Consider the following 17,185-nt stretch of genomic DNA (forward strand, 5'->3'; position numbering starts at 1 on the left):
CTTCGGATTGATAGTTTTTCGACCAAATGATGGGGAATTATTGCACTTCGCCGGCCCAAGTCTAGCGTACCTACTTACCGATCGGGGGCGGTCTCCGCCACCAGCCACTCCCGGAAAGCCTGCAGCGGCGGGTACGTCGCGCGTTCGGAGGGCCAGACGAGGTGGTATCGCTCGGGACTCTCCATCGGCAGATTGATGGCGCGAACCAGCTTGCGGCTCGCCAGTTCGTCCTTGATCAGGAACGTCGGGAGCAGCGCGACGCCGACGCCGGCAATCGCGGCCTGGGCCGCGGTCGCGAATTGGTCGAACACCATCCCCTGAAAGGTTCTGCCCGGCACATCGTGAAGCGAAAACCAGCGATCCCAGGCCTGAGGCCGAGTGGAGATGCTGAGCAGCGGAGCCTGCTTGAGATCGCCTGCAACGCGGAAGCCGTGTTGCCGTTTCAGTGCGGGGCTGCAGGCAGGAACCACTTCCTCGGATCGCAACAGCACCATCTCTGCGCCGGGCCACTCCGGATGACCGAAATGGATCGCGGCATCCAGCGCTTCCGTACGGAAATCGAAGTAGGACAAGCGCGTCGCAAGGTTGATCGTGATTCCGGGATTTGCCGCCAGGAACCTGGGCAGGCGCGGCGCGAGCCAGCGCGTACCGAATGTCGGCAAGATGGCGAGATTGAGCGTTCCCCCGCTCGGGTTCGCGTGAAGATTGAAGGAGGCGGTGCTGATCTTGTGCAGCGCCTCGCGAACCTCGCGCGCATAGGTGTCGCCGACGGCGGTCAGCCGAATGGTCTGACGCTCGCGCACGAAGAGTTCGACCTCGAGCTGTTTCTCGAGGATCTTGATCTGACGGCTGACCGCGCTTTGGGTCAGGCTGAGTTCGCGCGCGGCCAAGGTCATGCTGCCGGTCCGAGCGGTGGCCTCGAACGCCGCCAAGACAGCCGTGGAAGGAAGGAAGCGGCGAGGCGTTTGCATAGTCATTCCAAATCAGAATGATCTCCTGCGAAAACATTGATTGAATCAGCGCCATTCGCAAGCCTATTTTCAACGATCATAACGAAATCGCATGAACGGGCCGTGGGATCAGGCACGCCGCCGCGGGCGTGTTCCGTAACAATGGAGATACCGATGACGCGATCCGACTTCTTCCCTGTCAGCCCAACCATCCAAGAGATCTTGTCATGACCGTCACGTCCAACGCCCCATCGCGCACCGTCACGCCCCAGGCAAGCGAGGTCGACGCGCTCCTGAGCCAGCTCGGCGTGGCGCGGAGCCGCCATGTCGGCGGCACGCTTGCGGCACGGTCGCCGATCACCGGCGAGATCACCGCCCATGTTCACGAGATCGGCGCCGAGGAGACGCGGGCGGCGATCGACAAGGCTCATGCCGCCTTCCTCGAATGGCGTCTGGTTCCTGCTCCGAAACGCGGCGAACTCGTCCGGCTTCTTGGCGAAGAACTGCGCGCCAACAAGCAGGCCCTCGGCAAGCTCGTTTCGATCGAAGTCGGCAAGATCACGTCGGAGGGCCTCGGCGAGGTCCAGGAGATGATCGACATCTGCGACTTTGCCGTGGGGCTGTCGCGTCAACTCTATGGCCTGACCATCACAACCGAGCGCAGCGAGCACCGGATGATGGAGACGTGGCATCCGCTCGGCGTCACCGGCATCATCTCGGCATTCAATTTCCCGGTCGCGGTATGGTCGTGGAATGCGGCGCTGGCCCTGATCTGCGGCAACAGCATCGTCTGGAAGCCGTCCGAGAAAACGCCGCTGACTGCGCTTGCGACCGAAGCCCTGTTCGCACGCGCCCTCGAACGCTTCAGGCAGGAGGGCGGTCATGCGCCGGACGCGCTTTCGATCGTGCTGTTCGGCGGTCGCGACATCGGCGAAATCCTCACCGACCATGCCAAGGTGCCGTTGGTTTCAGCGACCGGATCGACGGTCATGGGCCGCGCCGTCGCGCCGCGGCTCGCCCGGCGTTTTGCCCGCGCGATCCTGGAACTCGGCGGCAACAACGCCGCCATCGTCACGCCGACCGCCGACCTCGATTTGACATTGCGTGGTGTCGCGTTCGCGGCGATGGGCACGGCCGGGCAGCGCTGCACGACGCTGCGCCGTCTCTTCGTCCACGAGAGCATCTACGACACATTCGTTCCGCGTCTGAAGCGGGCCTATCAAAGCGTGACGGTTGGTAATCCGCGCGAGGATGGCAATCTGGTCGGCCCGCTGATCGATGGCATGGCCTATTCTTGCATGCAGAAGGCGCTCGGCGAGGCGCGCGCCGCCGGCGGCTCGGTGCTCGGCGGCGATCGCGTCGTGTTCGAGGGCGCCGACGAGGCCTACTACGTTCGACCGGCGCTGGTCGAGATCGCAGATCAGACCGGACCGGTCGAGCACGAGACCTTCGCGCCCATCCTCTACGTCATCAAATATCGCGACTTCGACGCGGTGCTCGGCCTGCACAACGCGGTTCCGCAAGGGCTCTCGTCCTCGATCTTCACCAACGATTTGCGCGAGGCGGAAGCCTTCCTGTCGGCGCGAGGCTCCGATTGCGGCATCGCCAACGTCAATATTGGCCCGTCGGGAGCCGAGATCGGCGGCGCTTTCGGTGGCGAAAAAGAAACCGGCGGCGGGCGCGAGTCGGGCTCGGATGCGTGGAAGGCCTATATGCGGCGCGCCACTAACACCATCAACTATGGCCGGACATTGCCGCTCGCCCAGGGCGTCAAGTTTGACGTGACTTGAGGGGAAAACAGGCATGAACGCCCCCGTACACACCTCGTCGCTGTTTCGGCCGGCGAACCGCCTCTCCGCGATCGGCGTCTCGGAGATTCTGAAGATCAGCGGGCTCGCAGCCGAGATGAAGCGCCAGGGCCAGGACGTTATCATCCTGGGCGCGGGCGAACCCGACTTCGATACGCCGGAGCCGATCAAGGATGCGGCCGAGCGCGCCATGCGCGCCGGCGCCACCAAATACACCGCTCTCGACGGCGCGCCCGAGCTCAAGGCCGCCGTCCGTGCCAAGTTCAAGCGTGACAACGGGCTCGACTTCACGCAGGATGAGATCACGGTATCCGCCGGCGCCAAGCAGGTGCTGTTCAACGCCATGATGGCGACGATCAATCCCGGCGACGAGGTCATCATCCCGACGCCGTTCTGGGTGACCTATGCCGACATCGTACAGATCACCGGCGGCGTGCCCGTGCTGGTGCCGTGCTCGGAAACCAACGGCTTTCGGCTGTCGGCCGAAGACCTCGAACGCGCGATCACGCCGCGGACGCGGTGGGTTATGCTGAACTCACCGTCGAACCCGTCCGGAGCGGCCTATTCGGAAGGCCAGTACCGGCCGATCCTCGACGTGCTTCTCGAGCATCCGCATGTCTGGCTGATGGTCGACGACATGTATGAGCACATCGTCTATGACGACTTTCGTTTCGTCACGCCCGCGGCGATCGAACCGGCGCTGCGGGCGCGCACGCTGACCGTGAACGGGGTGTCGAAGGCGTACGCGATGACCGGTTGGCGCATCGGCTACGCCGGCGGACCGAACGCCCTAATCCGCGCGATGGCCGTCGTCCAGAGCCAGTCGACGTCTTGCCCTTCTTCGGTCAGCCAGGCTGCAGCCGTCGAGGCGCTGAACGGTCCGCAAGATTTCATCCGCGACCGCCGTCGCTCGTTCCAGGAGCGGCGCGATCTGGTCGTCGGCGCTTTGAACAGGATCGACGGCATCACCTGCCGCGTCCCGGAGGGCGCCTTCTACACATTCGCAAGCTGCGCTGGCCTGATCGGCAAGACCACACCCGAAGGACAGGTCATCGAGAGCGATACCGTCTTTGCGCAATATCTCTTGCGCACCGTCGGCGTTGCCGTCGTCCCGGGTTCGGCCTTCGGCCTCGCACCGTATTTCAGGATTTCCTATGCGACCTCGATCGTGGAGATCGAGGAAGCTTGCCAGCGCATCGCTGGCGCAGCCGCGCAGCTTTCGTGAGAGCCTCAACACGCTTGTGCGACCTCGATAACGCGAAACTTGTCGCCTTGGCGTCAACGGGCCAGTGTGAGACGAGTACCGCTCGTACTCCCGTGCACAGGTCTGGAATAATGCGACAGGCATTGGAAAACCGGCTATTAACTGTTTTTCGCGTCTATTTGATGCTGGGCACACGTAACAAGGTCGGACGAATTGCGAGACAAGAAATGGGATGAGCGGTTCATGCTTCTGGCGCATCATTTGGCGCACTGGAGCATTGAAAAGGGACGCCGCGTGGGCGCCGTCGTGGTCGGGCCCGATAATGAAGTACGCTCGACCGGGTACAATGGGTTGCCACGCGGGGTTAACGATGCGGTGGAAGAGCGACACTCCCGCATAACCGGCGCAAAATACGTCTGGAGCTGCCATGCCGAGCAGAACGCCATCTTCAACGCTGCGCGCATCGGGATAGCGCTCAAGGGCTGCACGATCTACGTTCCCTGGTTTCCCTGCGTGGAATGCACAAAGGCGATTATCCAATCGGGCATATCGGAGGTCGTTGGGTATGAACCCGACCAGCCCAATTCCAATTGGTCCCAGGATTTTGCGATTGCCGGCACGATGCTGAAGGAAGCAAACGTCGTGGTGCGGTTCATACCGAGGCTCGCAGAACTGCCGGATGTATCCGAAGACAACAATTAATCACGCGGCCTTCGGTCAGCAGGGGCGCGTTGCCAAAATATCGAAAACAACCCCATGCAAAGTAGCCGGCGGCGGACGACGTTCGACCAAACAACTTGACACGTCGGGCAAATCAGCGATACTATTCTAATATTCCGAAATACCGCAAACGCTGCCCACCGCAAGCGGGAGAGGGCCTGGCCTCATCGCGGCTGCTATTCGACTTCTAATCTATCGCGTCCCGTAGGCACGGTCACCCGCATCGCCAAGGCCCGGCAGAATATAAGCGTTTTCGTCCAGCCCTTCGTCGATGGCGGCGAGCCAGATCGGAACATCCGGGTGGATGCCACGCATGCGCTCGACCCCTTCAGGAGAGGCGATCAGACTGACCACCCGGATGTCGTTGGCACCGCGCTCCTTCAGCCGGTCCACCGCCGCGACGGACAGGTTGGCTGTCGCCAGCACGGGCGAAATCACGATCACGAGCCTCTCGTGTAGATCGCTCGGCGCCTTGAAAAAATATTCCACCGCCACGAATGTTTCGGGCTCACGATAAAGCCCGATATGGGCGACACGCGCAGTCGGTACGAGGTCGAGCATGCCGTCCGCAAAGGTAACGCCGGCACGCAGCACCGGCGCGAACACCAGCTTCTTGCCTGATATCGCCGGCGATTTCATTTTCGCCAGCGGCGTCTCGATATCGACATCGGCCAGCGGCAGATCGCGGGTCACTTCGTAACATAGCAGCATCCCGATCTCCTTGAGGAGTTCGCGAAACGACTTGGTCGAAGTGTCCTTTCTGCGCAACAGTGTCAGCTTGTGCTGCACCAGCGGGTGACTAACGATCGTGACGCCTTCCATGCCGAGCCCCTGCCCTAAAATACTGCCTTAAAATACAGTGCCATCGCTGATAATTTTAACCGGAGGCGACGCGTCAGCGCGGCTTTCACGCGCCAACCGTCGGCCCGCGGCCCAGGTTCCACCTTCGAGGATTTTCGCCAGCGGCAATACGTTTGCGTCGAGCCCGAGACGGCGCCGCACATGATCCGCGACGCGGTCGAGCAACGCCACCGTCAGCGCTCGCCATTCCACGACAAGCGGCGAAGCGACATCATGCTCCCGGAACGCATCGCCTTCGTCGCGGAATGTCAGCACGCCATTGTCGACGAACAGACCGCCGTTTCGATACTCGGCAAGGCCGGTCAGCCCATCGATATCGGTCACACCAATGCCGGCATTCTGCAGCGGTTCGATCAGCGAATAGGCCAACCATTGCGAGAGCTTGTGCAACGGCATCAGGTGGCTGGTCACATCCACGGTCGTCAGCATCGGATGCTTCCAGCAATCACCGAGCGCGATACCGCCGAGCGTCAGCCGCGACGGCCAGATCGGCCCGAGTTCTTTGAGCAGTTCCGACAATATCGCGGGCGCCGGAAGCCTGCCTTCGTCCGCCAGCGATGCCAGCCGGTCGAATAGCCCGCCGGGCCGCGGCGTATCGAAGCGTCCGAAGACTTCAGGCTTCGCAGCCACCAGCCGGCCGAGGCTGCGCAACAAATTCACCCGGCCCTCGATGCCGACCAACGGATTGGCATCCGACACCTGCATGCCCCGTGCGAGGTCCGCAACGGATAAATTCGCAAGCGCGTCCGCATCGGCTCGAAGCGGCTGTCGCGGATCCGACGAGAATGCGCCACCGGCGAACATCGCAAGGCTCGCCAGTCCCAATCCCTCCGAACGGCCGATGGCCGATCCGGTCACGGGGTCGTGGTAGCGCCATGACGGCCCGGCGCCGGCGTCGAGAAAGACGCTGACCATGGCCAGATCGAATTCGGCACGCGCCCGTGTCGCGGGATCCGGCCATGCGATCTGGTCGGCCAAGCCCCTCCAGCGATCGACACCATTCATGGAGAAATGCCGCCAGCGCGAGTGAAACGGCACAGCCAACGAGGGATACGCCTTGCGCGTGGTCTCCACCACCAGTTCGGCCGTCGAGTCCATGCGGTCGAGATGGACGCGGAAGTTCGGCAGCCGGTCCTCAAGGCCGATGGCAAGCAGCCGGTGCGCGCGCTCCCGCACCGCCCCGGCATTGAGCAATGACAAAGCCGCCGACGTCTCGGAATTCACGGAGGGCACGGTCGCGCTCAATATTTGTCGAGCGAACGGCCGACGAAGTCGCGCTGGGTTGGCTCCTCGGGTGTGTAGTAGCCGGCAGCCTTCTTGGCTGCGATCTCCACCTGAGCATCGGCCGGCACCAGATCGTCCGGGATCGGTACGCGTTCGACGATATCGATGCCCTGGCTCACCAGCGCGTCATACTTCATGTCGCTCATGGAAACGAAGCGGTCGATGCGTTTCAGTCCGAGCCAGTTCACGACGTCAGGCATCAACTGCTGGAATCGGGCATCCTGAACACCCGCAACGCATTCGGTGCGCTCGAAATACTGGGCGGCGGCATCGCCGCCTTCTTGCCGCTTGCGCGCATTGTAGACCAGGAATTTGGTGACCTCACCAAGGGCGCGGCCTTCCTTGCGGTTGTAGATGATGATGCCGAGCCCGCCGGTCTGTCCGGCGCGCGCGCATTCCTCGATGCCGTGCAGCAGGTATGGGCGGCAGGTGCAGATGTCCGAGCCAAACACGTCGGAGCCGTTGCATTCGTCATGCACACGGCAGGTGATGCTGGTGCGATGGTCCGGCAGTTTGGCGACATCGCCGAACAGATAGACCGTCGTGCCACCGATCGGCGGCAGAAACACATGAAGGTCGGGCCGTGTCACCAGTTCCGGAAACATGCCCGCGGTCTGCTCGAACAACTGCCTGCGCAGATTGTTTTCGGTCGTGGCGAAGCGCGCTGCGATGCCCGGCAGATACCAGACCGGGTCGATCGCAATCTTGACGACCGAGACGCTTCCGTTCTCGTGAACGACAGCACCGTCGCGCTTGAGCCGACCGGCTGATATCGCGGCCTGCAATTCGGGTAAATCGAGGCGGGCGCGGGTGATGGCAATGCTCGGACGGATATCGACACCCTCGGCAATGTCTTTCGAGAACGCTTCCGCAGCCAGGTGTCCCCATGGATCGAGCGAGACGATCCGGTTCGGATCCGTCCATTGCGGGAATGGCCCAACCGTGGCGGCAGGTTGCGTATTGGTCAGGTCCGGACGCCGGATCGGATCGAGCGCGCCCGATGAGACCGCCAGTGCGCGATAGATCGAATAGGAGCCGCTGTGGGTGCCTATCACATTGCGCTGCTGGGGGCGTGAAACAGTCCCAATCACCGGCCCGCGTTCACGCGCCGTGGCCGCTCCCCAATGAATCGGGAAATCAACCTTCGCGCCCGGCGCCGGGTGGGATGTAATCCGAATATGATCAGTTCGATTAGAGCGAGTCATTGTCACGCACCAATAGATGTTGACTGCCGCCGGGCGCACAAGGCCCGGTTGCCAGCAATCGAAGGATTCTCCAGTATGGCGGAACCGCGGCTGAACACAACGGCCGTTTTGGAGCGTCGCGGGCATTAACCTTATGGTTTACGACGCGATCATGACCCATGCAGCCAAGGCCGCCTCGGTTTGCCCGCCCCATGAACGAAGCGGCGCTCGATGGTCAGAAGCAGCATGGGGCACGCCACTTGCACGACATCCTACCCGCGCCACCCCGGATAAAGCGATCTCATGACCAAGAAAAGCGTGAACCTCGTCAGCCATCCCCTGGTCCAGCACAAGCTCTCGCTGATGCGCGACAAGGATCGCTCCACCAAGGGCTTTCGCGAGCTTCTGAACGAGATCGGAATGCTCCTCTGCTATGAGGTCACCCGGGACTTGCCTCTGGAAATGGTCGACATCGATACGCCGGTCGCCGCGATGAAGGCGCCGAAGATCGCGGGCAAGAAACTCACTTTCGCTCCGATCTTGCGGGCGGGTGTCGGATTTCTCGACGGGATGCTGGCGCTCGTTCCGGCAGCGCGCGTCGCGCATATCGGCCTCTACCGGGACCCCGAAACGCTTGAAGCCGTGGAATACTTCTTCAAGGCGCCGCAGGACGTATCGGACCGCATCGTGATCCTGTTGGACCCGATGCTGGCTACCGGAAATTCAGCCTGCGCCGCGGTTAGCCTGCTCAAATCGCGAGGTGCCCGAGATATCAGGTTCGTCTGCCTGCTCGCGGCCCCCGAGGGGATTGCCCGATTCCAGGATGAGTGTCCTGACGTCCCGATCTGGACTGCTGCGATCGACGAGAGACTGAACGATCACGGCTATATCGTGCCAGGCTTGGGCGATGCCGGAGACAGAATGTTTGGCACCAAGTAAGTGCGCGGCATCACCTTCGTGCCGAAGCGGCGTTATGACGAAATTGACGCGCTCGTAACGGCAACGGAGCCTAATCTTCAGCCTTAATTAGTCGTCAATAGTCGGGCGATGACGGCTACGGGCCCGCCCCCAGGCGGCCCCTGATGCTCGGCTCCACCAGAAACATAGACGGCGCCTGTTCCCGACAAGCCACTGATCAATCCGCCGACAGCAGCGCGGGCGTGCCGGGTTGAGCTGATGTCGGTATCCTCAAGCATGATGTGACGAAATCCACGGATGCTGCCGCTCGGCGAGGCTTCCGCCTTGGCGAAGATGTTGACGAGCTGGCGGTTCGCCGTCGGCGGTTTGGAGTCGTATTCGACCTGCAGTCCCACACTTTTCAGTGCATCGATCACGGCTGCGGAATCGATGGCGTCTTGCATCACGGCGTGTCCGATCTCGAAGGGGGCCGCCGACGATGCCGAATTGCCAAGCACGATGACAACATTATGCATCAACTCGATGCCCGCCGACGTCGACGCGACCGACGAAAATAGATCGAACCGCCGAAGGACGTGCTCATCGTCAATCGCGCCGTCAATCTCGCCAAGCGCGACGGCCACGCCCAGCGCCGATGCGCCACGCGAATACGCCATCGAGCCGTACGCACTGTTGGTCACGGTCTCATTGCCTCGCGCCCTCGCGGCCTCGATACGGTCGCTCGTCAAAAGCGGACACTTGATCTGCACGAAATGGACGTCCTGTGGATCGACGATAGCAGCGTCGGCCATGGCGGCGGCGACGGCCCTTGCCGTTTCCCTGATCTGTACGCCGCGCCCGATCTCCTCGGGCAAAAAATCCCGCGTGTGTGCCATCCCGATGCTGAGGCGCTTCCCGGCAACGTCTTCGGAATCGCGACCGGGAGCAGCGTCACGCGTGAAGACGGTGATATGTGGGCTGAGCACACCTTCCGTACCACCCGACATCACGAACGCGATCCGTTGCTCAACGCGGTGCGGCAGCAGATCGACATAAGGCGCCAGGGTCGCGCTGAGAGCTGAAACGGCGTATTCGCGCGTGAAATCGTTGACGCCACCATTGCCCTCGGTCTTGCCCAGTATCGCGACGATCGACCGTGGATCAATTTTGCCTTGCTCGATCAGGTCCAGCAGGCCGGAGGCGTCCCCGGGGCCTTTGGTGGAAATCCGAAAGACGTTGACCGATTTTGTGCGCATGCCCTTCCCTTCGGATATCTTCGGGCCGACGAAAGGATATGGCAAGCCATCACGGCTCCCGGCATTTCCGGGCGCGCAACGGCTTGATCGCTACAAGATGGCTTGCGAAAGGATCGTTTTCCAACATAGCCTCAATTGCTTAGGTTCGGGTGTAAAGCTGCGGATGCGGGGTAACGCGGCAACCGGCCTCCGATTTCTCGGCCGGAGCAGCGCAGTCGACTTCATGGACAGCCGAATTTGCCCACTTTTTGTCTCATCTGTCGCAATTTTTGGCACATCTGTTGCATCTAACTACGGATAGCGTCCAGGGGCGACAGGTCGCCCAGGGTCCTCGGCAAGACGATACGGAATGGTGCGGATGACGACCACGGCGGCGCTCGAACTGGTGCAATTGACGAAGATGTACGGCGGCGTCACCGCCGTTGACGCCATCAACCTCAAGATTCCTGCCGGCTCCTATTGTTGCCTGCTCGGGCCGTCTGGCTGTGGCAAGACATCGACGCTGCGCATGGTGGCAGGCCATGAATCGGTGACTTCAGGCGACATCCTGGTTGGACCGAAGAATGTGACCGACCTGCCCCCTGCCAATCGAAGCACGGCGATGATGTTCCAGTCTTACGCCCTGTTCCCGCATCTTTCCGTCATCGACAATGTTGGCTTCGCTTTGAAAATGAAAGGCGTTGCCAAAGCTGCGCGCCATGCCGAAGCCAACAAGTTGCTCGAGCTCGTCGATATGCAGCCGTATGCGGCAAGGCTACCGGGCCAGCTTTCTGGAGGCCAGCAGCAGCGCGTGGCGCTCGCGCGCGCACTAATCACCTCTCCTCAAATCCTGCTCCTGGACGAGCCACTTTCGGCGCTCGATCCGTTCTTGCGACTGCGGATGAGAGCCGAATTGAAAAAGCTGCAGCGCGAACTTGGGATTACCTTTATCCATGTGACGCATGGCCAGGACGAGGCGATGGCCCTGGCCGATATCGTAGTTCTCATGAATGGCGGCCGGATCGAACAGCAGGGTTCGCCGCGTGAAATCTTCAACCACCCCCGAACCGAGTTCACGGCGAAATTCATCGGCGGCCACAACGTCATTGCTGTGGGCCCCGAGACCTTCGCCGTTCGGGTTGATCGGCTGATGCTGAAAAAACCGAACGAAACCGTCGCTGGTCCATCGATTGCTGGCACCATCACCGAGGTCGAATACCAGGGAACCTATGTCCGCATCGTCATCGCCATCGAGGGCGGATCCGAGATCTCGGCCCAAGTCACGGAAACTGAATTCGATGCCGCCAACTACGCCGTAGGTGAACGTGTTCTCGCCACATGGGACCCGACGCAAGCCAGCCCACTTAAGACCACCAGTTCTGTAACCGTCCGATCGCCTGAAAAGGCGGCGTGACATTCAAGGGAGAACATCATGAGCAAATCTTCGAAACTCAATGGCGGCGTTAGCCGTCGCGCTATGCTGAAGGGCGCAGCCGGAGCCGTCGGCCTGGCGGCAGGTTCGGGCGCAATTACCGGATTTCCCTATGTCCATTCAGCCGAGCCGAAAGTTCTGCGTTATCTCGGGACGGCGGTGAACGAAGGTGACGACATTTCAAAGAAATGTCTGGAAGATACCGGGATCAAGATCGAATACATCACGGCAACCACCGACGACGTGACCAAGCGCGTGATCACCCAGCCGAACTCGTTCGACGTGCTGGATACGGAATATTTCTCGCTGAAGAAGCTGGTGCCGTCGGGCAATATTTTTGCCCTCGACTCCAAGAAGATCAAGGAATTCGACAACATCACCCCTGTCTTCACCAAGGGTCAGTTGCCGAACGGCAAGAAGATCGGCAATCAGGGTACCGCGCCGTGGAAGGTGCTCTATCTCGAGGGAGCGAACTCCAAGACGTTCTCCAAAACGCCGACCGAGTTCGTGACGCTGATCCCGACGGTCTATAATGCCGATACGCTCGGCATCCGGCCCGATCTGATCAAGCGGCCCATCTCATCATGGACCGAACTGCTCAATCCCGAATTCAAGGGAAAGGCCTCGATTCTCAACATTCCGTCGATCGGAATCATGGACGCCGCGATGGTGGTCGAAGCCACCGGTCAGCACACCTATGCCGACAAGGGCAACATGACGAAGGCCGAGATTGATCTCACCATGAAGATCATGACGGAAGCCAAAAAGGCGGGCCAGTTCCGCGCATTCTGGAAGGATTTCAATGAATCCGTCAACCTGATGGCGTCGGGTGAAACCGTCATCCAGTCGATGTGGTCGCCCGCGGTCACCAAGGTGCGCTCGATGGGTATCGCCTGCACGTTCCAGCCGCTCAAGGAAGGCTATCGCTCGTGGGCGTCAGGGTTCTGCGTGTCGAAGGCGGTTTCGGGACCGAAGCTCGATTGGGCCTATGAATTCGTGAACTGGTATCTGTCGGGGTGGGCTGGCGCCTATCTCAATCGCCAGGGCTACTACTCGGCTGTGCTGTCCACCGCCAAGGCCAACATGACGGCCGACGAGTGGGGCTACTGGATGGAAGGCAAGGCCGCCGTCGCCGACATCAAGGCGCCCGACGGTACGATCCTCGAGAAGGCCGGCGCCAAGCGCGACGGCGGATCCTACGACGACCGCATGGGTGGCGTCGCCTGCTGGAACGCCGTGATGGACGAGAACGATTACATGGTGCGCAAGTGGAATGAATTCATCGCCGCTTGATGCAATCCAAAGGACTTAATCTAAAGGACTTGCCGTGCCAAAGCGCATGGCAAGTCCTTCTTCGCCATCACTGCGATCGGCCTTTCAATGACGCAAGACCGCAAGACCTTCGTTGCGTGGCTTCAGGCCGCACCGATGATGCTCGTGTTCGCGCTGTTCTTCCTGTTGCCGTTGATTTTCGTGACGATCGTCAGCGCGTGGGACTACAACGAATATGAAATGATCCCGGCCTTCAGCCTGCGTGGCTACAGCGATACGTTCGAGGGATGTATTGCCGATCTGCCCAATCTCTGCACCATCCTGAAGACCTATCTGAAGACCCTGAAATTATGTCTGCTGACCTGGAGCCTGACCCTTCTGATCGGCTTCACCGTCGCTTATTTTCTCGCGTTCCACGTCCGGTCCAAGACCTGGCAGATCGTGCTCACCCTGCTTTGCACCATCCCGTTCTGGACGTCGAATGTGATCCGCATGATCGCGTGGATTCCGCTGCTTGGCCGCAACGGGTTGGTCAACAAGGGCCTCCAGGGTGCCGGGTTGATCCATCAGCCGCTGGAATGGCTGCTGTTCTCGGAGTTTTCCGTCGTACTTGCCCTCGTTCACCTCTTCACATTCTTCATGGTGGTACCGATCTTCAATTCGATGATTCGCATCGACAAGCGGTTGATCGAAGCCTCCTATGATGCCGGCGCCACCGGATGGCAGACCCTGGTGAACATCATCATTCCCCTGGCAAAACCCGGAATCGTCATTGGCTCGATCTTCGTGATCACGATCGTGATGGGTGATTTTGTCACGATAGGTGTGATGGGCGGCCAACAGATTGCATCTGCAGGCAAGATCATCGAGGCGCGCCTGAATGCGCTGCAATTCCCGGCGGCTGCAGCCAATGCGGTTATCCTGCTCGGCATCACGATCCTGATCATTTCGGCGCTGACCAAGGTCGTCGATATTCGCAAGGAACTGTGAGATGGGCGAGAAGCGGCCGCGATCCTTCTATGTTCTCGCTGCGTTTTTCACGGCCTACGTCCTGTTCCTCTATGGGCCGATGTTCGCGATCTACATCTTGTCGTTTCAGGGGCCTGATGGTGGCCTGACCTTTCCCATGAACGGCGTGTCCCTTGTGTGGTTCGGCAAGGTGTTCTCCGGTTCGGGCATCATCGACATCGGGGCGGCTTTCAAGCGGTCGCTTCAGCTCGGCCTCGTCGTCATGGTGTTTACGGTCGTTCTCTCCGTTTCGGCCGGCCTGGCTTTCCGCAGATCGTTCCGCGGCGCGAGCATCCTGTTTTATGTTGCCATCGCCAGCCTGATCATGCCGTCGATCATTACCTCGCTCGGTATCGCCCTGGAATTCCGCCTGCTTGACGATGTCATCATCAAGAGTGGTGCTGCAAATTGGACAACGGCGATGGGGCTGTTTACGTCGGGCCTTGGTGCACATCTGACCTGGACCTTGCCTTTTGGCCTCCTGATCATGTTTGCGATTTTCAACAGGTTCGATGGCCGTCTTGAAGAGGCGGCGCGCGACCTCGGCGCAACACCGTGGCAGACATTTCGGCATGTCGTGCTGCCAATCATATTGCCGTCTGTCGTGGGTATTGGTCTGTTCGGATTTACCTTGTCCTGGGATGAGCTCGCACGCTCAAGCCAGACCATCGGCTCTGTCAACACACTGCCCCTCGATCTGCAGGGCCTGACGACAACAGTTACGAAGCCGGATATTTACGCGCTTGGAACACTGACGAGCGCCGTTTCCTTTCTAGTCATTTTCCTGGCGCTGGTTGTCATTCTTGTGCTTCAGGCCCGGCAAAGACGTCACGGGTCGGACGCAGGCAAGGGAATGGTATAGAATCGACCTCATGCGCATCTTGATCGTCAACCCGAACACGTCAGCCGCCATGACGGCGAAGATCGGCCAGGCCGGCCGTGCCGCCGCGGCCCCGGGAACCGAGATCATCGCCGTCAATCCGGCGGATGGGCCTGTTTCGATCGAAGGCTATTATGACGAGGCATTTTCAGTGCCCGGGCTGCTGGCCGAAATCGCCAAGGGCGACGCAACAGGTGTTTCCGCTCACATCATTGCTTGTTTCGACGACACCGGCCTCGAGGCGGCGCGCTGCATCTCGCTGGCTCCTGTCATCGGTATCGGCGAGGCGGCGTTTCATTTGGCCTCGATGCTCGGCCATCGCTTCACGGTCGTGACCACGCTCTCCCGGTCCATCGCGGCCATCGAGAACAATCTTTTGAAGTACGGGCTGGCCAGCCGGTGCGCCAAGGTGCGCGCGTGCGAAGTCCCCGTTCTGTCACTCGAGGACCCCGCGTCCAATGCAGCCGCGCAGATCAGTGCGGAAATCGAGCGATCGAAGCGGGAGGACAACGCCGAAGTGGTCGTACTCGGATGCGCCGGCATGGCCGATTTGGCCGCACGGCTTTCGGAAAGCCACGGGCTGCCCGTCATCGACGGGGTCGCGAGCGCGGTTAAGCTGGCAGAGGCATTCGGTACGTTGGGCCTCAAGACATCAAAGATCGGGGCTTATGCGCAGCCGCGACCAAAACCGTACCTCGGATCTTTCGCACCGTTCGAACCCCGTTAGGTCCGAACCGCATTCGCCGACCAGACCTACGCTCTTGAGCTCTGCCGTGCGCTACAATGGCAGACCGGGCAGATCGAGCCCGTTGGCGCGCGCGCATTCGACCGCGCTTTCGTAGCCGGCGTCGGCGTGACGCATGACACCCGTTGCCGGATCGTTCCACAAGACACGTTCGAGGCGGCGCGCGGCGTCCGGAGTTCCGTCGGCAACGATCACCATGCCGGCATGCTGCGAGTAACCAATGCCGACGCCGCCGCCGTGATGCAGCGACACCCAGGTGGCCCCGCTCGCACAGTTGAGCAGCGCATTGAGCAGCGGCCAGTCAGACACCGCATCCGAGCCGTCGCGCATCGCTTCGGTCTCGCGGTTCGGACTTGCAACCGAGCCGCTGTCCAGATGGTCGCGGCCGATCACGATCGGCGCCTTCAGTTCACCGCGCGCCACCATCTCGTTGAAGGCGAGGCCCAGCCGGTGGCGATCACCGAGGCCGACCCAGCAGATCCGCGCCGGCAGCCCCTGGAACTTGATCCGTGCTTTCGCCATGTCGAGCCAGTTGTGAAGGTGCTTGTCGTGCGGCATCAGCTCCTTCACCTTGGCGTCGGTGCGGAAGATATCCTCAGGGTCTCCCGACAGCGCCGCCCATCGGAATGGTCCGACACCGCGGCAGAACAGCGGGCGAATATAGGCCGGCACGAAGCCGGGAAAATCGAACGCGTTCTTCAGCCCCATGTCCTTTGCCATCTGGCGAATATTGTTGCCGTAGTCGAGGGTGGGAATGCCCATGGCGTGGAAATCGAGCATCGCCTGAACGTGATCGACCATCGACGTCTTGGCCGCGAGTTCAACGGCCTTGGGGTTGGCTTCGCGTTTCGCCTCCCACTCGCCGAGCGACCATCCCTTCGGCAGGTAACCGTTGATGGGATCATGCGCGCTGGTCTGGTCGGTCACGACGTCGGGCCGCACGCCGCGCCGCACCAGCTCGGGATAAATCTCGGCCGCGTTGCCGAGCAGGCCAACCGAGACCGGTTTCTTGCTCACAGCACTCTCCGCCATGATGGCGAGCGCCTCGTCAAGCGTGCTGGCCTGACGGTCGAGGTAGCCGGTGCGCAGCCGCATCTCGATGCGGCTCGGCTGGCACTCGATCGCGAGCATCGAGGCCCCCGCCATGGTCGCGGCCAGCGGCTGGGCACCGCCCATGCCGCCAAGGCCTGCCGTCAGGATCCATTTGCCGGCAAGGCTGCCGCCGTAATGCCGCCGTCCGATCTCGACAAACGTCTCATAGGTGCCCTGCACGATGCCCTGGCTGCCGATATAGATCCAGGAGCCCGCGGTCATCTGCCCAAACATCATCAGGCCCTTGCGGTCGAGCTCGTTGAAATGCTCGAGCGTCGCCCAATGCGGCACCAGATTCGAGTTCGCGATCAGGACCCGCGGCGCGTCGGCGTGGGTGCGGAAAATACCGACCGGCTTGCCGGATTGAACGAGCAGCGTCTGGTCGCCCTCGAGCTTGCGCAGCGAGGAAACGATCCGATCGAAACTGTCCCAATCGCGCGCCGCACGGCCGATCCCGCCGTAAACCACAAGTTCGCCCGGCCGTTCGGCGACATCAGGATCAAGATTGTTCATCAGCATGCGAAGCGGCGCTTCCGTGAGCCAGCTTTTGGCGCTGATGTCAGAGCCGCGGGGCGCCCGGATTATGCGTTCGTTGTCCAGTCGGCGATTCATG

General features: G+C 61.2%; 16 protein-coding genes. 9 read left to right on the plus strand and 7 right to left on the minus strand.

The features are described from left to right. Window positions 1–74: 74 nt before the first annotated feature. Together UP10_RS37685 and UP10_RS44910 are read right to left on the minus strand one after the other, a co-directional pair. A complete protein-coding gene (locus UP10_RS37685) occupies window positions 75–977 on the minus strand; it encodes a LysR family transcriptional regulator (RefSeq protein ID WP_245322159.1) in 903 nt (300 codons plus the stop codon). Then, the gene (locus tag UP10_RS44910; RefSeq protein WP_156180645.1) at window positions 974–1,162 is read right to left on the minus strand and encodes a hypothetical protein; all 189 of its coding nucleotides are present in this window, start codon (window positions 1,160–1,162) and stop codon (window positions 974–976) included. The genes UP10_RS37685 and UP10_RS44910 overlap by 4 nt, the downstream gene beginning before the upstream one ends. 15 nt (window positions 1,163–1,177) lie before the next feature. Between UP10_RS44910 and amaB the strand changes: the two genes are divergently transcribed. The 3 genes from amaB to UP10_RS37700 all read left to right on the plus strand — a co-directional run bounded on the left by amaB (window position 1,178) and on the right by UP10_RS37700 (window position 4,664). Next, entirely contained in the window at window positions 1,178–2,740 is a 1,563-nt protein-coding gene (amaB, locus tag UP10_RS37690; protein ID WP_044592173.1) for an L-piperidine-6-carboxylate dehydrogenase, read from the plus strand. A gap of 13 nt (window positions 2,741–2,753) precedes the next feature. Further along, window positions 2,754–3,983, plus strand: a complete 1,230-nt coding sequence (locus UP10_RS37695; protein WP_044592174.1) for a pyridoxal phosphate-dependent aminotransferase — start codon at window positions 2,754–2,756, stop codon at window positions 3,981–3,983. A gap of 192 nt (window positions 3,984–4,175) precedes the next feature. Next, the gene (locus tag UP10_RS37700) at window positions 4,176–4,664 is read left to right on the plus strand and encodes a deoxycytidylate deaminase (RefSeq protein ID WP_283807712.1); all 489 of its coding nucleotides are present in this window, start codon (window positions 4,176–4,178) and stop codon (window positions 4,662–4,664) included. A gap of 210 nt (window positions 4,665–4,874) precedes the next feature. On the opposite strand, the gene upp (UP10_RS37705) is transcribed toward UP10_RS37700, so the two are convergent. The 3 genes from upp (UP10_RS37705) to UP10_RS37715 are packed head-to-tail and all read right to left on the minus strand — an operon-like array spanning window position 4,875 to window position 8,032. Then, window positions 4,875–5,504, minus strand: a complete 630-nt coding sequence (gene upp, locus UP10_RS37705) for a uracil phosphoribosyltransferase (protein WP_044592175.1) — start codon at window positions 5,502–5,504, stop codon at window positions 4,875–4,877. Window positions 5,505–5,531: 27 nt separating this feature from the next. Then, complete coding sequence (locus tag UP10_RS37710; protein WP_245322160.1) at window positions 5,532–6,776, minus strand: URC4/urg3 family protein; 1,245 nt, start codon at window positions 6,774–6,776, stop codon at window positions 5,532–5,534. Between the two features lie 8 nt (window positions 6,777–6,784). Next, window positions 6,785–8,032, minus strand: a complete 1,248-nt coding sequence (locus UP10_RS37715; protein WP_044592176.1) for a GTP cyclohydrolase II — start codon at window positions 8,030–8,032, stop codon at window positions 6,785–6,787. 282 nt (window positions 8,033–8,314) lie between these two features. On the opposite strand from UP10_RS37715, the gene upp (UP10_RS37720) reads away from it, so the two are divergent. Then, window positions 8,315–8,950: a uracil phosphoribosyltransferase gene (gene upp, locus UP10_RS37720; protein WP_044536797.1), complete on the plus strand. Its 636-nt coding sequence runs from the start codon at window positions 8,315–8,317 to the stop codon at window positions 8,948–8,950. Between the two features lie 83 nt (window positions 8,951–9,033). Here the strand turns inward: upp (UP10_RS37720) and atzD are convergent, their stop codons facing one another. Next, window positions 9,034–10,164: a cyanuric acid amidohydrolase gene (gene atzD, locus UP10_RS37725; protein ID WP_044592308.1), complete on the minus strand. Its 1,131-nt coding sequence runs from the start codon at window positions 10,162–10,164 to the stop codon at window positions 9,034–9,036. Between the two features lie 358 nt (window positions 10,165–10,522). Between atzD and UP10_RS37730 the strand changes: the two genes are divergently transcribed. The 5 genes from UP10_RS37730 (at window position 10,523) to UP10_RS37750 (ending at window position 15,462) form a co-directional block, all read left to right on the plus strand. Continuing rightward, entirely contained in the window at window positions 10,523–11,557 is a 1,035-nt protein-coding gene (locus UP10_RS37730) for an ABC transporter ATP-binding protein (protein ID WP_044592309.1), read from the plus strand. Between the two features lie 18 nt (window positions 11,558–11,575). Further along, complete coding sequence (locus UP10_RS37735) at window positions 11,576–12,868, plus strand: ABC transporter substrate-binding protein (protein WP_044592177.1); 1,293 nt, start codon at window positions 11,576–11,578, stop codon at window positions 12,866–12,868. Between the two features lie 87 nt (window positions 12,869–12,955). Next, on the plus strand, window positions 12,956–13,837 hold the full coding sequence (locus UP10_RS37740) for an ABC transporter permease (protein WP_044536799.1): 882 nt from the start codon (window positions 12,956–12,958) through the stop codon (window positions 13,835–13,837). A 1-nt stretch (window position 13,838) separates the two neighbouring features. Beyond that, a complete protein-coding gene (locus UP10_RS37745; RefSeq protein ID WP_044592178.1) occupies window positions 13,839–14,717 on the plus strand; it encodes an ABC transporter permease in 879 nt (292 codons plus the stop codon). A gap of 10 nt (window positions 14,718–14,727) precedes the next feature. Then, complete coding sequence (locus UP10_RS37750) at window positions 14,728–15,462, plus strand: aspartate/glutamate racemase family protein (protein ID WP_044592179.1); 735 nt, start codon at window positions 14,728–14,730, stop codon at window positions 15,460–15,462. A 51-nt stretch (window positions 15,463–15,513) separates the two neighbouring features. Here the strand turns inward: UP10_RS37750 and hutU are convergent, their stop codons facing one another. Then, window positions 15,514–17,184 carry a urocanate hydratase gene (gene hutU, locus UP10_RS37755; RefSeq protein WP_044592180.1) on the minus strand — a complete coding sequence of 557 codons (1,671 nt, stop codon included), beginning with the start codon at window positions 17,182–17,184 and terminating at the stop codon, window positions 15,514–15,516. Window position 17,185 lies beyond the last annotated feature (1 nt).

Source organism: Bradyrhizobium sp. LTSPM299 (genome assembly GCF_000938235.1).
In the GTDB taxonomy this organism is placed as follows: Bacteria; Pseudomonadota; Alphaproteobacteria; order Rhizobiales; family Xanthobacteraceae; genus Bradyrhizobium.

What these genes read in the sequence shown, in the direction of transcription:
- UP10_RS37735 (WP_044592177.1), top strand. Translation starts at nt 11,576, where the DNA reads ATGAGCAAATCTTCGAAACTCAATGGCGGCGTTAGCCGTCGCGCTATG.
- hutU (WP_044592180.1), bottom strand. Translation starts at nt 17,184, where the DNA reads ATGAATCGCCGACTGGACAACGAACGCATAATCCGGGCGCCCCGCGGC.
- UP10_RS37730 (WP_044592309.1), top strand. Translation starts at nt 10,523, where the DNA reads ATGACGACCACGGCGGCGCTCGAACTGGTGCAATTGACGAAGATGTAC.
- amaB (WP_044592173.1), top strand. Translation starts at nt 1,178, where the DNA reads ATGACCGTCACGTCCAACGCCCCATCGCGCACCGTCACGCCCCAGGCA.
- UP10_RS37745 (WP_044592178.1), top strand. Translation starts at nt 13,839, where the DNA reads ATGGGCGAGAAGCGGCCGCGATCCTTCTATGTTCTCGCTGCGTTTTTC.
- UP10_RS37715 (WP_044592176.1), bottom strand. Translation starts at nt 8,032, where the DNA reads ATGACTCGCTCTAATCGAACTGATCATATTCGGATTACATCCCACCCG.
- UP10_RS37750 (WP_044592179.1), top strand. Translation starts at nt 14,728, where the DNA reads ATGCGCATCTTGATCGTCAACCCGAACACGTCAGCCGCCATGACGGCG.
- UP10_RS44910 (WP_156180645.1), bottom strand. Translation starts at nt 1,162, where the DNA reads ATGGTTGGGCTGACAGGGAAGAAGTCGGATCGCGTCATCGGTATCTCC.
- UP10_RS37740 (WP_044536799.1), top strand. Translation starts at nt 12,956, where the DNA reads ATGACGCAAGACCGCAAGACCTTCGTTGCGTGGCTTCAGGCCGCACCG.
- upp (WP_044592175.1), bottom strand. Translation starts at nt 5,504, where the DNA reads ATGGAAGGCGTCACGATCGTTAGTCACCCGCTGGTGCAGCACAAGCTG.
- upp (WP_044536797.1), top strand. Translation starts at nt 8,315, where the DNA reads ATGACCAAGAAAAGCGTGAACCTCGTCAGCCATCCCCTGGTCCAGCAC.
- UP10_RS37695 (WP_044592174.1), top strand. Translation starts at nt 2,754, where the DNA reads ATGAACGCCCCCGTACACACCTCGTCGCTGTTTCGGCCGGCGAACCGC.
- atzD (WP_044592308.1), bottom strand. Translation starts at nt 10,164, where the DNA reads ATGCGCACAAAATCGGTCAACGTCTTTCGGATTTCCACCAAAGGCCCC.
- UP10_RS37685 (WP_245322159.1), bottom strand. Translation starts at nt 977, where the DNA reads ATGACTATGCAAACGCCTCGCCGCTTCCTTCCTTCCACGGCTGTCTTG.